The 13,211-nt window shown below is 64.5% G+C and carries 13 protein-coding genes; 7 read left to right on the top strand and 6 right to left on the bottom strand.

Annotation, left to right across the window (positions count from 1 at the left end; genetic code table 11):
- Nucleotides 1-166 precede the first annotated feature (166 nt).
- A complete protein-coding gene (locus tag ACQPW1_RS11655) occupies nt 167-505 on the bottom strand; it encodes a helix-turn-helix domain-containing protein (RefSeq protein WP_433662736.1) in 339 nt (112 codons plus the stop codon).
- Nucleotides 506-586: 81 nt separating this feature from the next.
- Nucleotides 587-1,681, bottom strand: coding sequence for a tyrosine-type recombinase/integrase (locus tag ACQPW1_RS11650; RefSeq protein WP_433662735.1), 1,095 nt, complete (start codon nt 1,679-1,681; stop codon nt 587-589).
- A 166-nt stretch (nt 1,682-1,847) separates the two neighbouring features.
- Between ACQPW1_RS11650 and ACQPW1_RS11645 the strand changes: the two genes are divergently transcribed.
- From ACQPW1_RS11645 to ACQPW1_RS11630, 4 genes are all read left to right on the top strand, one after another.
- Nucleotides 1,848-2,321: a hypothetical protein gene (locus ACQPW1_RS11645; RefSeq protein WP_433662734.1), complete on the top strand. Its 474-nt coding sequence runs from the start codon at nt 1,848-1,850 to the stop codon at nt 2,319-2,321.
- 16 nt (nt 2,322-2,337) lie between these two features.
- Complete coding sequence (locus ACQPW1_RS11640; protein ID WP_433662733.1) at nt 2,338-3,345, top strand: hypothetical protein; 1,008 nt, start codon at nt 2,338-2,340, stop codon at nt 3,343-3,345.
- 229 nt (nt 3,346-3,574) lie between these two features.
- Nucleotides 3,575-4,075 (top strand): SLOG family protein, encoded by a 501-nt coding sequence (locus ACQPW1_RS11635; RefSeq protein ID WP_433662732.1) that lies wholly within the window; start codon nt 3,575-3,577, stop codon nt 4,073-4,075.
- A 253-nt stretch (nt 4,076-4,328) separates the two neighbouring features.
- On the top strand, nt 4,329-5,423 hold the full coding sequence (locus ACQPW1_RS11630) for a DUF4192 domain-containing protein (RefSeq protein WP_433662731.1): 1,095 nt from the start codon (nt 4,329-4,331) through the stop codon (nt 5,421-5,423).
- Nucleotides 5,424-6,197: 774 nt separating this feature from the next.
- Here ACQPW1_RS11630 and ACQPW1_RS11625 read toward each other — a convergent pair.
- Genes ACQPW1_RS11625 through ACQPW1_RS11610 form a run of 4 tightly spaced genes read right to left on the bottom strand, consistent with a single transcriptional unit; the run spans nt 6,198 to nt 9,150 of the window.
- Nucleotides 6,198-6,731: a group II intron maturase-specific domain-containing protein gene (locus tag ACQPW1_RS11625; protein ID WP_433662730.1), complete on the bottom strand. Its 534-nt coding sequence runs from the start codon at nt 6,729-6,731 to the stop codon at nt 6,198-6,200.
- 51 nt (nt 6,732-6,782) lie between these two features.
- On the bottom strand, nt 6,783-7,784 hold the full coding sequence (locus ACQPW1_RS11620) for a transposase (protein WP_433654083.1): 1,002 nt from the start codon (nt 7,782-7,784) through the stop codon (nt 6,783-6,785).
- Nucleotides 7,781-8,218 (bottom strand): hypothetical protein, encoded by a 438-nt coding sequence (locus tag ACQPW1_RS11615; protein ID WP_433654082.1) that lies wholly within the window; start codon nt 8,216-8,218, stop codon nt 7,781-7,783. The genes ACQPW1_RS11620 and ACQPW1_RS11615 overlap by 4 nt, the downstream gene beginning before the upstream one ends.
- Nucleotides 8,219-8,256: 38 nt before the next feature.
- Entirely contained in the window at nt 8,257-9,150 is an 894-nt protein-coding gene (locus ACQPW1_RS11610) for a reverse transcriptase domain-containing protein (protein ID WP_433662729.1), read from the bottom strand.
- Between the two features lie 826 nt (nt 9,151-9,976).
- Here ACQPW1_RS11610 and ACQPW1_RS11605 point away from each other — a divergent pair.
- From ACQPW1_RS11605 to ACQPW1_RS11595, 3 genes are all read left to right on the top strand, one after another.
- Nucleotides 9,977-10,504 carry a magnesium chelatase domain-containing protein gene (locus ACQPW1_RS11605; RefSeq protein ID WP_433662728.1) on the top strand — a complete coding sequence of 176 codons (528 nt, stop codon included), beginning with the start codon at nt 9,977-9,979 and terminating at the stop codon, nt 10,502-10,504.
- 456 nt (nt 10,505-10,960) lie between these two features.
- On the top strand, nt 10,961-11,353 hold the full coding sequence (locus ACQPW1_RS11600; RefSeq protein WP_433662727.1) for a hypothetical protein: 393 nt from the start codon (nt 10,961-10,963) through the stop codon (nt 11,351-11,353).
- A 231-nt stretch (nt 11,354-11,584) separates the two neighbouring features.
- Nucleotides 11,585-12,964 carry a DUF3560 domain-containing protein gene (locus ACQPW1_RS11595; protein WP_433662726.1) on the top strand — a complete coding sequence of 460 codons (1,380 nt, stop codon included), beginning with the start codon at nt 11,585-11,587 and terminating at the stop codon, nt 12,962-12,964.
- Nucleotides 12,965-13,211 lie beyond the last annotated feature (247 nt).

Here is a 13,211-nt window from a genome sequence, read left to right as displayed (position 1 = left end):
CCCGATTGACCTTGGTGCTGTGCCGGCAACGGCGGCAACGCCCAAACTTTCCGCCGACGGGCTTCCACGCAAAGCACCGGGCGCAGACATCGACCCGGTTGACCTCTCCCCAGCTCCAGCAGCGTACGCAGCTGCTGACCTGGGAGAACTTCCATGCCATGCCGGATCAGTTCGGCGGCAACGAACGAGGCGCCCGGCCGCGTGCCGGGCCCGGGGTCGGTCCGGCCGGTCGCTCGGCGCGCTGTTCCCCGACCGCCTGAGACCGGTCGTCCTGGTGGACCTGGTGGTGCTCGGGTTCGGCTTCCAGCAGGTCGGCGACCGTGCAGTTCAACGCGGCGCAGATCTTGTCCAGGTCATCGAGGCGGAGGGTGACCGGCTTGTTCGACCACAACGCGGCGACCTTCGACAACGAGGGTTCGAATCCGACTTCCTGGAAGGCGGCCTGCAGCTGGGTCGGTCGCCAGATGTCCTGTTTGGCGGCCACCCACCGGAGATTCCACTTCATCGACTCAGACCTCCCTGCTCAATCGTCGGACCGCACGATTCGATGATTCCAAGCTGTGTCGTTCCGGATCCGCCTGCACGGTTAAGCGAGGTACCCGACCGTCGTGCTCGCCCACTCGTGACCAAGCAATTTCTGCACGTCCCAGAGCGGCATTCCCGACTCGTAATGATGGGTGGCGCAGGCGTGACGCAGCAGATGCGGGTGCAAAGTCGTGACCGAGCCCCGCAAACGATCGGCGGCCGCAGTCTTCAACGCCCGGCGGAACGTTCCCGCGGTCACGGGTGGCGCCACCGGCAGATTGAGTCCTGCGACCGCCGCGGGCAGGCGCTCCGACGGCCACAAAGGCGCGAAGGGATCGGTGGGGTCATCGCAGAACTCTCCCCGGACCTCTTCCACGTACCACCACAACAGCTCTCGCCCTTCGGCGAACAGGAACGCCTCCCGCTCTCGCGGTCCGGATCTCCGTGCGCCCTTGCCCCGTACCAGAAACCGGCCCCACCGGCCGTTTTCCCAGTGAACGTCGCCGAGCCGGACACCGCAGAGTTCAGCGGCTCGAACCCCTGAGATATAGGTGATCTTGGCCATCACGTAGTCGCGGACGGCCACCGGATACTTGCGTGCCGCAGGCAGATCCGCCCGCCACGCCGCGAAGAACTCCTTCAACGCCCGCTGCGACGGCGGGATCCGCAAACCGAAATCGCCGCGGTGCACCGGCCGGTTGAACACGTCGATCGGCGACTCGACCGAGGCACCGAACCGTCGGCTGATCTCTCCGCCGTAGCGCTGCTCCAGGAACGCGAAGTAGCCGTCGATCTGGTTCAGCTTCTTGCGCACAGTCGCGGGTTGCCGACGGCCAGGCCCGGTGAAGTAACGATCCAGCTCCTTGGCAGTCAACTCCCAGGGCACGCAGTCGTAGAACGAGCAGATCTCCACCACCGGCCGGATCAGGTGCTGCAACGTCGAAGCGGCCAAGCCGGCCACGTCCCGTGCCCACACATACTCGGCCAGCGTGTCCTGGAACAACGCCTGCGCGTCATCCGGATCCGCCGCCGCCGCAACACGACTCTGCAGCGTGACCACATCGGCCAGGCCCCGCTCAACACGGCCAGTCGACGCCGACTCTGCTTCGCCGACAGCGCTCCCCACGACCCTGATACCGGAAGGAGAATCTGCCACGAATCGGCACATTACTATGATTACTCGCAGAATCTGCCAGTTACTGGCAAACCTTCACACGAAGTGGTTTCGGCTCACGGCAGCGTTGTTACCTGGTCCGAAGCACGACAGGAGACCATCTTCCCCGAGGGGAACCCGCACGTACTCCGATAGGGTCTGCGCCGACGTGCTGACCGCGCCCTCCATGCGGCTGCGCTCGTTCGACACCGCTATCGCCAACCCGCCGTTCGGACCCATCCATCGCACAATGAACGCTCCGGGATACCGCGGTCCGCGATTCGAATACCACGTCATCACTGTCGCGGCACGGCTGGCCCGCCACGGCGTGTTCCTCGTGCCACAACAGTCCGCCCCGTTCAGCCACAGCGGCAAACGCTGTTACACCGACGACCCGGACGCCGAGTACCAGAAGTTCCACACGACGACCGGGATCTCGCTCGAGCCCGGCTGCAGCATCGACACCACCTACTACACCGACGACTGGCATCAGCGACCGATAGCCACCGAAGTCGTCGTGTGTGACTTCACCGAACGGCCCTCCGCAACCGTCGACACCGACCGCCGTCATCCGGCGAACGGTCGCCGGTTCAGTTTGCCCATCACGACAACGCCTGGGCCGGCCGGTTTGCCCGCCGCGTAGAACTGGAGGCTCGCCCATGTTTCCGTCGTCCCTCAACGACAACGTAATTCGACGGTATCGGGCTGCCCGCGCCGACGGGATGTCTGCCGCCGCGGCCTACCGTCACGCGATCACGCCCGAACCCGCGCACACCTATGAATCCTATGGCGATAACGCCGTTCGTTTCCTGCTCGACGATCCGGAGTTGACCGGCCTCGTCGTCACCGCCAGGGCTACCCCGGACGACGATTCGGACCGGTCATGGTTGGGCGAGTACACCAATTCGTGGTCTCCCGACGTCATTGCCCACGATCACGCCGCGCCCACCAACTATCCGCGGTACTTTCTGCCCTGCTACACCATCGCACAACGTCGAGCGGACCTGTCGGCACTCGGGTATGCCCGCGGGCCCGCCCACATCGAAGCCGAGCGCCAGATCCGCGAAGATGCTCGGCTGTTCACCGAACTCGACGCCCGGATCATCACGGTGTCGGTGCACAAAGCCGGTGTCCTGCTCGGCGAGGCATCCGTCGCAGCAGATTTTGATCCCAACGCCACCTTCGAGGACCAGCTCGGCAATGTCGCATCCGATCTTCTCGACGAGGCAATCGCCGAGGCCCGCGCCGCCCTGCCTCACCTGATCAGCGCACTCACCGACGACCGTGAACCTCACTGTGCCCTGATTACAACCCCACCAGCGGATTCGTCCACCACCGGCACGCCGATCGTCATCGCCGACGCACGGTGGGGATCTCTTCGCGTGGAACAGGACCGATCCGGACACACTGTGCTGCACATCGATCCGGTCGATCCCGAGACGAAGGCGCGGGTTTTCCTGCGCGGCACCGAACTCGTCGATGACCGGATCACCCGCGACGACATCGAGGTCACGGTGTATCGCGGTGAACGCGACGATCGCCGGGTGGTTCATATCGACACCTTCGATCACACCGGACCGATCCGCATCAACCTCAACGATCGACCAGCCGTCTATCACGGCGACCCCGCGACCGGCGAGCGGTTCACCGACTACACCGACTTCTGAATAGTCGCGTCGCCGGTCCCGTTCTGCGGGCGCTTAGAGATGGTGCCGGCGGCGGTCGGTCGTGTGTCAAGCCCGCGGGGAAAAGCGCTCCGCAGGCTTGACACCCTTCCCGCCGCCGCGGCTGCCGACGCGCGCCCCGCAGAACGGGCCCGGCGTCGAGACCGATTGCGCTCAAACACTTTCCGGCTCTCCCCGGCACCGGTAGCTGCTTCACTTCCTGGAGGTTGTCGTGTCCACAGCAATGTTCAGCCAGCCCACCTTCGACCGCGATGGCGTGCGCCTGGAATTGGCCGTCACCATCTCGCACACCCCACCGCCGACTCCCGACGCCCCTCTGGGTCGGACCCGCCGAATCCTGATCACTGGCTCCCGCAGTTGGACCGACCGCGCCACCATCCGGGCGGCCCTAGCCGAGGTGTGGTCCCCGGACGTGGTGCTGGTATCGGGGGCCTGCCCGCGCGGCGCCGACGCCCAATGCGAGGCGTGCTGGCAAGCATGGGGCGGCCGGGTCGAACGACATCCCGCCGACTGGGACCGGCTCGGACGCCGCGCCGGGTTCGTGCGCAACGAGCAGATGGTGCGAGCCGGCGCCGATCTGTGTGTGGCGTTCATTCGCAACAACTCAGCCGGTGCCACCCACACCGCCCGTCTGGCCCAGCAAGCGGGCATTCCGACGCGGATCTTCCGCACTACCGATACCCCGACCGTGGCCGACCATGCTCGCAACTGACCCGCTGTTCGACCTGCGAGTACCAGCCACGACGCCGTCGTGCCGATCTGCTGGGTCGTATGGCATGGCACCTCGGGGCGGAGGTCCGTGACCAGCACTCGCGCGCCGCGGGCGGGCAGCCAGGCGACGCCCACCGCCCAACGACTCACTACGCGGTCTTGGGGTGGGTTGATTGCTCGCCGTCGGCGAGCGGTGACGAACCGAGGGATTCGGTTTGTTGTCTCCAATCCTGTTCTCTAGCAGAGGAGTTCCCGTGTCTTATCTTGATGATGCCGGTGATCTGATCGCCGCGATACCGGCGATGCTCGGCTTTGTTCCTGAACGTTCCCTCCTGATCGCGGTGCTGACCGACTCGGAGTGTGATCCGCCTGCTGATGCGGGCCACGTGTTCGCGGTTATGCGGTTCGATCTCGATCTGCCCGACCGGCTCATCCGGGGTCCTGCTGAACTTTTTGCCGAGGCTGTCGCCAAGATCTGCTCTTCGGCTTACTCCACCGAGGTCTTGGCGGTGCTTGTCGATGACCGGCTCACCGGCCCTGCTCGGCAGCGAGGCGGCCGTGATCGTGGAGCACACGCCACACTGATCAATTCCCTCGTCGAGCATCTCGCTGATTGTTTGATCGGTGTGGTCGGGGGGTGGGCGACTGCGGCGATCGAGCCAGGCGGGCTGTGGTGGAGCATCCTCGGACCCCCTCGCCAAGGGGTGATTCCGGACCCGACAACCTCTGCGGAAACGTCCGCTGAGGGCAAACCGGTCTACGCTTCGCGTTCGGAACTTCTTGCCTTGATCGAACAGGATCAGGAAACAATCGAACGTGTCGAACGGCGGTTGCCTGCCGCGAGAGCAGCAGTCGTGCGCCGTTATGCCGCGAGCCGACGGGACGGGGATCCTGATGGCGGTACTCGATGGGGTTTCCAGCGTGTACTCGATCTTATCGCTGCGCTCGATTCCGGTCGCCAGCCAACGGTTTCGCAGACCGCCGAGGCGGCTGCGTTGCTGGCTGATCGTCGTACTCGCGATGGATTGCTGGCGACGGCGTTGAGTAATTTTGCACGTCCTGCGGAATCGTTGTGGTCGTATTTGACCCGTACTTTGCCTGATCCCGAACGCGCTGAGGCAGCGACGCTGCTTGCTTACAGTGCCTATGTTCGTCGCGACGGTGCATTAGCGGGTGTCGCGGTGCAGGCGGCGCTGCAGGCTGATCCCGAGCATCCGCTCGCGGTCATGCTCGATGCGGCCCTCGAGTTGGGTCTGGACCCGGACCGCATGCGTCGCCTCGGTCGCTCCGGTGCCGAGATTGTCAACGGACTCGGTATCGACACCGACTGGCCAGAGCCTTCCTCATGAGTCGCATACCAACCCATGAACAGTGGCTTCACGCGATCACAGATCACCAAGCCCACCTGCTGTGCTTCGAAGCCATCGGCTACGCGCGCAGGTACTGCGACGCCGCTGGCATCAGCTCCGCTGATGCCATCGATTTCGGACACGCGTACGCGGTCTTGGTCGCATCGCAGCGGTCACGACCCACGATCGAGGGCGCGTGGCGCAATTGGCTAGCCGACCTCGACATCTGCACCCTTTCCAGCAGCGTGGAGCGACGATCCCCGAACCTGCTCGAACGATACGAAAGCGATTCAGCTCAAACATAATTCACGACGGCTGTTTCCGTGCGGGCGGCCGATGGGGAGTTGGCGGCGCACTCTACACCGGCGGATGCGGGATCAAGCTTCGCTTCCCCGCCCTGACGCCGCCGGTGTCTGTTGAGTGCGCCCCGCCCCGCCCCACCGGACCGCACCTCACCGGTTCATCCGCTGAGCTCTACGCAACCAACTTTGTCGAATGCGCGTGCACACCAGCTGGTATCGCTGGATCTCGTTTCTATTTTACCGCGCCCTGGAGACCCGTCAGTCAGCAGCTCCCCTACTCACTTCTGACCTCCCGGACCAATCCGAGTCGGGTCGGGAACTGGAGTAGTGAATGATCACTGACGGTAGGACCCAGGGCCTTCGTGCCGCCGGTTTCCCGGTCGGTTGTGCGTCCCCTGGTGCCCGTGGTCAGGCAGTTACCTCTCCAGCTCCCGCCGCCTCAAACCGTGCATGCGGTTCTCCCGCACACGGCTTACCTACGCCGTTCACCACCGGCATTCGGTTTCTCCCGCCAGGGCTTTCCTGCCCTGGGTGCGATCACGGCTCCATTCAGGCTCAGCAACCCGCATCGGTTCGAAGACAAGTAGCCAACGATGGACCAGCCGAAGCCACGCCCACGTTTATGCCGTTTACCGATGAACAACGCGAGCCGATCACGTGCGTGGTGCTCGATCGTGCGGAAGCGGATCGCGGAGTGGCCGTAGCGGAAATATCCCGCCCAACCCCGCAGGAACCTGTTCAATTCCTCCACCACCATCTCGACCGGCAGCCGCAGCCGAGACCGGATCGTCAACTCGCTGATCCGATCCCGCGCACGCCGCATCACCCGATCACTGGGCCAGCGAGCCAGGAACACCACCCCGCGTCTGCCGCGCACACCCCGCGACCGCACCATCCGATGGTGAAAGCCGAGGAAATCAAATCCCTGGCCTCCCACCACCAATTCGACGATGCGAGTCTTGGCCTCCTTCGGCTCGAGACCGAGTTCGGCCAGCAGCGACCGCAACCGCGCGAGCGCGGCCTCCGGAATTTGTCAAGTCAAGTGAGACAGTGCTGATCAGTTGATTTGGGGTTGGGGTGTGGGTTCGTTGATGTAGAAGATGGCCGGTATTTTCGGTGGGGTGGGTCGGCGGCCGAAGCGGGCGGGGTTGGCGTGGTAGGCGGCGGTCAGGGTGATCTGGCGGGCCTCGTCGATCGCGTCGGCGGTGCCGAAGTGCACTGATGCGGGGGTGTGCCAGCCGATACCGGAGTGGCGGTGGATGTGGTTGTACTCGTTGAAGAATCCTTCCAGGAACAACCGCGCATCCGCCAGGGAGGCAAAGGACTTCGGGAAATCATGAAGATATTTGAGGGTCTTGAACTGCGCCTCACTGAAGGGGTTGTCATTGGATACCCGTGGCCTGGAATGGGATCGGGTGACACCGAGGTTGGTGAGCAGCTCCGAGACCAGCCCCGATGTCATCGACGGGCCGCGGTCGGCGTGGACGGTGTGCGGGATGGCGCCGTTGCGTGCGATGGCCTCGTCGATGAATTCTTGTGCCAGTTCAGCGCTTTCGTGGTGGGAAACGATCCAGGACGGGTTGTAGCGGGAGTAGATGTCGATGAGCACATACAGGTGGAACCAGACACCCTTGGCAGGGCCGCGTAGTTTGGTGATATCCCAGGTCCACACTTGTGACGGGCCGTCGGCGAGGAGTTCGGGTTTCACCTTCGCCGCATGGGTGGCCTGTCGTCGCCGTTCCCGGTTCTGACCGGCGCCCGCGGCGATGCGATACATGCTCGACATCGAGCACCAATAGTTACCCTCGTCGAGTTCCCGCGCCCAGATCTGGCATATCGCCAGGTCGGCGTAGGGCGCTGAGTTGATCACCGTGAGCACATGGGCGCGTTCGGTGGCGGTGAGCCCTTGACCGTTACCCGGGACCGCCCGCGCGGGTTTGGGCCCCTGGATCGGTGGGCGCTGATGGCGGTAGTGGGTGGCTCGTGCCCGCCCGATCAGCGTGCAGGCCCGGCGGATAGGGACCTCGACGGCCCGTAGGTCGCCGTAGGCGTCGGTCATGGCTTGGTCGGTCGCGGCGCTGTGCCCGTGCTCTCGGAGATGGATTCCAAAAGCACATGCAGTTTTCCCATGATCTCGAGCGCGGCCTCCGTCTGCTTCAATTGCTTTGCCAGACGGGCATTCTCACGCGTCAAACGTTGGTTCTCCCGACACCCGGCCGTGTCCACGGCCTGGGATGCGACCGCTTCACTGGATCGCCGGGCAGCGTGCTGGGCGGCGCCGGAAAGCTTCGCGGCGCGGGCCTGGGTCCACTCGGCGATCTGGGATTGGTAGAGACCCTCACGGCGCAGGACCGCGGACTTCTGCCCGTGCGGGGCGTCACGGTACTCCTCGATGATCTTGTCGCGGTACTGGGCGGTGAAGGTCCGCCGCGTCGGCTTCGGCGCCGGATCAACCGGCCCACCACCTCGGGCCGCGGGGTTCGGGCTACTCATGGGGATTGCTGCTCCAGTCATGCCCTCAAACAGTGAACTCAGGGAAGTCCGAGTGTCTCACCACAGCCTGACAGAGAGGGCTCGGCTTGCTGCCGGGACTTGCACAACACCAGCAGGTCATCGGCGAAACGGACCAGCACCCCGTCCGCGCGTGTGTCCCATACCCGGTCGAGCCGGTGCAGATACACATTGCACATCAAAGGACTGATCACCCCGCCTTGCGCCGTTCCCGTGTCGGGATGGCGCACCACACCGGATTCCATCACTCCCGCACGCAACATCGCACGCAGCAGTTTCAACACCGGCTGGTCACACACCCGCTCCTGCACCGCCGCCATCAACCGGTCATGCCCAATCGCCGAAAAGCAATCGGCGACATCGGTTTCCACCACCCACCGTCTACCCCGAAAGCTCTCATCGACGAGAACCTGCAAGGCATCGTGCTGACCCCGCTTCGGGCAGAACCCGAAACTACATGGGGCGAAATCCGCCTCATAGATCGGCTCGAGCACGATCTTCAAGGCGGCCTGCACGATCCGGTCACGAACCGCGGGAATCGACAACGGCCGCAATTGCGCCGATCCCGGCTTGGGGATAAACACCCGCCGCGCCGGAAGCGGCCGATACGACCCCTCCCGCAATTCGCTGGACAGTTCGTCCACAAGCCGGTCGATACCGTACTCGTGTTCGATCTGATCCAGGGTGGCCCGGTCGACACCCGGTGCACCGTTGTTCGCGCGCACCGCAACCCAGCCACGCCACAGGACGTCTCTGCGCAAAACCTTGTCCCACAACGCATGAAACCGCCGCCCGGGATCGGCCTTGGCCGTCCGGTAGAGCGTGTGTTGCAGGGCACGCACCTTGTCCAGCGAAACCCTGCCAGCGGCAAGAACTTCTCCGCTGTCGGCGGGGCTAGCCGAAATGGCACTCACCGGGCACCTCCATCTGCATCAGCACGCATCGACGTAGTAGTGGCCCTTCCCTCGCCGGCGGTTATGTTGTCCGCCCGGCTCGATCGGTACTACGGCCACCTCCGACGCCCTTCCGGCTCGCTTCCACTTCCCGGCTCTTCACCGGTTATAGGTCGCCACACTCCACCCGTCTCACGCAGTCGGGTGGGCCGGGGAGGGCCTCTCCAGTTCCCGCCGTCACTATCCGAACGTTCCGAGCCCCTTACGCCGGGGAGTCCTTCGCGGCTGCATCTTCAGGGTCTTCACCGCTTCCATGGCCTTCGCCCTTCTCCTCCAGGCTCGGCACTCCCTCGCCCCACCCATCACTGGGCAGGTGAAATAACGACGCGGCAGGCTTCACTTCACGTTACGGACCCCCACACACGAGGGTGCTCGACGCTGGGCTCCGACACCGCCCGTTTCCAGACGACCCCGCCAGCCTGCTACCGGGCCTCCTGACAGCTACCCGGACCGGACTTCCACCGGCAAGCGACGACGAGCTTACGAATCAGTCGTCAACCACTCACATGATCAACACCTTTCATCTACTGGACGCACAGGAGCTATTTCATGAATCACCGTTTGTTCGTTCATTTTTCGATGGTGACCAAGATCGGTCTGACACGCACGCTCACCCGCCGCAGGCCCACTGTTCGTAGTCGAGTCGGCCGGTGGTCCAATCTCCGGTTCAGCGCCGGGCAGCGTTGTCATGGCCGGTGGTCGTTGTTCGGCAAGGTGTGGCGGTGAGCGCCGATGAGCGGCGCCGTGCGTGGGCGTTGTTGTCGCGCGGTCCGCGATGAGCCGGGCGGTGGCGTGGTCGGTCACGCTGGAAAGCCCGGTGGCGCAGCCATTCTCGGTGATCGCCGCCCTCGGTATCCCTCCACCGACGGAAACCGGGCACACGGACTTGGCCCCAGAGTGTCGAGATCGGGTGCGGGCCGCACTGCTCAACAGCGCTGAGCATTGGCCGCCAGTCGAGGTTCAGCTGTCAATATCAGGTGCGCCGCAGCCTACCGGCATCGCCGATCTCGCAGTGGCCGTATCGGTCCTCGCGGCCGTTGGAGAATTTCGTTCGACGCCGCTGGAAAAGATCCTGTTCGTGGCCGAGCTCGGACTCGATGGCGCACTGCGTGCGGTCGAGGGAACATGGGCCGCTTTCGATGCCGCTCCGCTGCTAGGAATCACCCATGCAGTCGTGCCCCAATCCCTGCTACCCGAATTCGGCGCATCAACCGAATTCCTTGTCCTGGGCGCACCGACCCTGAGCGCGGTGCTCGCGTGGCTGCGGGGCAAATACGCGCTGCCGTGCGCTGGCACCCACTGTTGGAGCACGTAGAGCGCATCCCCATCAGTGACACCAATCACGCTGCGACGCAATCACTCCGAAGGTCTCTCAACTCCAGTACGAAAGCAGCGCCTCGGACGTACGACCAGCTACAGCCAAAACGGGCCCGACCCCGACCGCGCCGACTCCCTCCACGATCTCGCTGTCCGCGCAATGGGCTTGGTCTGAGCCCCGCCCCATCACCCATCCACCACAGGAGGTAATTGCGATGACCGACACCATCACTCGCGACGAATTCGACCGCCGCGCTCATGAACCGGCCAACGTCGCCTCCCGCCCCAAGGCGGAGCAATGATGTCCCGGCGTCTCCCGCTGGCACACGCCCGCGCAACAGCGCGCTGGTGGCTGCGTACACGTTCTCGCCGATCAGGACACCGGCTGCCTCCTTCGCCGCTGCTGGTCGCCGCGTGCTTTTCTCACACTCTCATCAACGGTAGCGATCCAGAAATGCTGGGTCTGGTAAGGGATTTGGCGGCGATCAGCTGGCGCAGTCACAACCAGGAACATCCCGGATTCGACCCCGGGGAACAATCCGCGGCCACCGAATCAGCGCTCACCCACGAGGTACTGCTCGCTGAGCTCGACCATCACATCCGCCAGCGGCTGCCGCATCGCCGTCGCCGTAACGCCCGCGTGCACACCGAGCCGCTGGTCGCGGTGATCGACCGCCTTGTCGCACTCACGATCACCCGTGCCGTTCTCGCCGGCACCGGGAATGCGCGGATCCGTGAGATCGAAACCGCGCTAATCGATCTCGCTACCGGCTATGACCAACTCAGCACCGATCTGATGCGCGGGCGGCGCCGGGAACCGCGCTTCGCCACCAGCCACGCCATCTGAACAACCCTCACACCTACTTACGGATGTCTGCGGTTCGAGAAGGACGATCCTGACTGATCAGTTCTGCAGGCTGGACCGTCGCTCAAACGCAGTGCGCCAGTCCCGACTGCGACTCCGGCGCCTCCCTGGTCCCGCATCCGGGATCGGCTTGTTCAAGCATCGCCCGACACCCCTTACGTCCGGCGAGCTCTCTGATTTTCGACTGCACCTTCGTCGAAAGGACGAAATCAGATGAGTCACATCACTATTCGCCACAATCGCCAACTCGGCACTCTTGTCTACGGAACCTACCGCGGCATGTCGGGGGTCGGGAAGGCACTCACCGAATGGCCCTGCAACTTCCGGGGGTCGGAGAACCTTCCCGAGGATGACGAGTTGGGTGATCCGTACTGGTATCTGCCGCACTCGCGTCGTCGCCGAGCCGACACCTACAAGATCGACGCTGCGGTCGCGCGGCTGCGCGAACTCGGTCACGACACCGATGTCGAGATCGATGACACGACGCCGGCGGTCGACTTCGCGGGGTTCATGGAGGAGAAATACGACCGCGCCAGCGACCGGGCCGCCTACCAGCAGTACATGGCGCGGCGCGAGTTCTGGACATCCGACACCATCCGAGCGGCCAACCAGCGCACCTACGACATGCTCAACGGTCAACCAATTCTCGTCGGCCATCACTCCGAGCATCGTCACCGGCGCTTGCTGGATCGGCTGTGGCAACGTGAGGGCAAGGCGTGGGCCCTCTACGACAAGGCCAAACACCGCATCGACCGTGCGACGGCGGCAGTGAATTTCCGTGCCTACAAAGAGAACCCAGGCACCACGCAACGCCGCATCCTCGGCATCGAAACCGATCTCTGCCGAATCGGCAAGGCACTGGAAGAGCATGGCGACCGGTGGTCGGATCACATCTTGGCTATCAAGCGCGCCGAGATCGTGGAAAAACTCGAGGAACTCGACTACTGGTGGCGCGTCCTCGACGAGGCGGGTGTGCACGTCTGGAGTCCAGACGATTTCGCGGTCGGGGATTTCGTCGCGTGGGCTCACGGAAGCTGGCACGAGGTCGCTCGGGTCAACCCGAAGTCGGTGAGTGTGGCCGGTCTCTACGACAGCGTCGGCGGCCGAATCCAAACCATGAGGGCCCTGACCCGCCGCAACTGCCGTCCGCAGCCGCTGCCGTATCACAAGGTGGTCGGCCATCTCACCGCCGCGCAGGCCCGTGAGCAGTTCCCCGAGGTGTTCGTGAACCTCGACGCCGCGCCGGTCCGTCCACGTCCGAGCAAGAAGCGCGGCAGCGTCAAACTCGATCACCATCACACCGCCGAGGGTGAACGCTGGGAATGGCAGGTCGGCGACGTCGACTACCGCGCGTTCTGGCGTCATCCGCAGAACTGGTGGCGCGGCGAGCACGAGCCGGTGACCGAGCCCGGCGTCATCCACATCACGGCGTATCGAGCCGGGAAAACACCCACATTCGTGTCCCGCGGCGAACCTGTCGAGGTCGCGGTCTCCGACGTCGCAATCGAGGGTGACATCGCGTGGGTCGAGGAGGTCCACAACCAACTACGCGACCACGTCCAAACCCATTACGCCGAACGCGCCGCCGCTTGACGCAGCGGGGTCGGGCGGTCCGGCACCGCCCGACCTCCTCGCCGAGACCACTCTCACGACCGCGCTTTCCCGCGTGGTCCACCAGCTTCCGAATCACCTGCCACGGAGCCGATCCCGGCAACCCTCGACCGCGATCACCCCACACCGAACCGAATTGCCGCCACCGTGACCTGGCCACGTCTGCCCACCTCGTCGGCCGCCGAACAACGCCCACGCACCGTCGATGTGTGCTCGCCTTGCGTCCCGG

Origin of the sequence: Nocardia sp. CA-128927, from assembly GCF_050955855.1 — a bacterium.
Lineage (GTDB): Bacteria > Actinomycetota > Actinomycetes > Mycobacteriales > Mycobacteriaceae > Nocardia.
Note: the sequence above shows the minus strand (reverse complement) of the source record. Positions and strands in the feature narration are given on the sequence as shown.

What these genes read in the sequence shown, in the direction of transcription:
- ACQPW1_RS11615 (WP_433654082.1), bottom strand. Translation starts at nt 8,218, where the DNA reads ATGAGTAGCCCGAACCCCGCGGCCCGAGGTGGTGGGCCGGTTGATCCG.
- ACQPW1_RS11640 (WP_433662733.1), top strand. Translation starts at nt 2,338, where the DNA reads ATGTTTCCGTCGTCCCTCAACGACAACGTAATTCGACGGTATCGGGCT.
- ACQPW1_RS11600 (WP_433662727.1), top strand. Translation starts at nt 10,961, where the DNA reads ATGCTGGGTCTGGTAAGGGATTTGGCGGCGATCAGCTGGCGCAGTCAC.
- ACQPW1_RS11620 (WP_433654083.1), bottom strand. Translation starts at nt 7,784, where the DNA reads ATGACCGACGCCTACGGCGACCTACGGGCCGTCGAGGTCCCTATCCGC.
- ACQPW1_RS11595 (WP_433662726.1), top strand. Translation starts at nt 11,585, where the DNA reads ATGAGTCACATCACTATTCGCCACAATCGCCAACTCGGCACTCTTGTC.
- ACQPW1_RS11655 (WP_433662736.1), bottom strand. Translation starts at nt 505, where the DNA reads ATGAAGTGGAATCTCCGGTGGGTGGCCGCCAAACAGGACATCTGGCGA.